The sequence below is a fragment of the Oleiphilus sp. HI0086 genome (genome assembly GCF_001635225.1).
On sequence record NZ_LWFZ01001374.1, the window covers coordinates 1 to 1,225 of the forward strand.

General features: G+C 46.2%; 1 protein-coding gene. It reads right to left on the minus strand.

Features of this window, described 5'->3' with window-relative positions; genetic code table 11:
* Positions 1-281: 281 nt before the first annotated feature.
* On the minus strand, positions 282-1,225 hold a 944-nt coding region (locus tag A3756_RS23595), incomplete at its 5' end, for an FtsK/SpoIIIE domain-containing protein (RefSeq protein ID WP_255376536.1).

Sequence of the window (1,225 nt, forward strand, 5' to 3'; positions counted from 1 at the left end):
CGCTAAAAAAAGATCCGCAATACTTGATGTTTTCAAGAAGTTCGCCTGGCTACCAAATAAAACTCAATGATTTTAACGATGGTCTGAAACAACTCAAAGAGTCGGGGGAAATAAAAGCGATCCTAGAAAAGCATGGGTTACAGTAGATAACTGTATCCTATCTGGGTCTAAGGTCAAATATTAGCCCTTACCCTATAGTAAGTTCGATAAGGGGCTTTTTAGCTATTCGCTGGTTACTGAATATCTTCAGAAAACTTGTCTCGACCAGAAAAGTATAGATTCTAGTCCTTGGGTGGAGGCGGTGCGAGGACTTCTCTAGATCCATTATGGCCGGCAGCACTGACAACACCAGCTTGCTCCATTGCTTCAACCAGGTTTGCAGCTCGGTTATAGCCTACCTTCAGCTTTCTCTGCACTGAGGAGATAGATACTCTTCTGGTTTCCGTAACAAATGCTACAGCCAGGTCGAACAAGGCATCTTGTTCGTTGTCTCCACCACCTTCTTCTGCAAAGGCTGCTACCGCGGGGTCTGAGCTATCGCCACCAGATAGAACCTCTTCAAGATAATTAGGTTGCCCGCGTTCTTTCCATGCTTCAACCACCTTATGAACTTCGTGGTCATCAACAAAAGCACCGTGAACACGAATTGGCACACCACTACCTGGTGGCATATATAGCATATCACCGTGACCCAAGAGCTGCTCTGCTCCACCCTGGTCCAATACGGTTCTAGAGTCGATCTTTGATGATACCTGGAAGGATATACGGGTAGGAACGTTTGCTTTGATCAAACCGGTAATGACGTCAACTGAGGGACGCTGAGTTGCGAGAATAAGGTGGATACCGGCGGCTCTTGCTTTTTGTGCGATACGCGCGATTAGCTCTTCGACCTTCTTGCCAACAATCATCATCATGTCGGCAAACTCATCAATAATTACCACTATAAAGGGTAAAGTCTCAAGATCCGGACGGTCACTTTCTTCATTTCTTAGGTGTAAATCTGGCACCCAGATAGGGTCCTTCATGGGCTCGCCGCGCTCAATAGCTTCTTTAACCTTTCGGTTATAGCCTGCAATGTTACGAACGCCCAAAGAAGCCATCAACTTATAACGGCGCTCCATTTCGGCAACACACCAACGCAGAGCATTCGCAGCCTCTTTCATATCGGTTACCACTGGGGTTAATAGGTGCGGTATACCATCATAAATTGAAAGCTCCAACATCT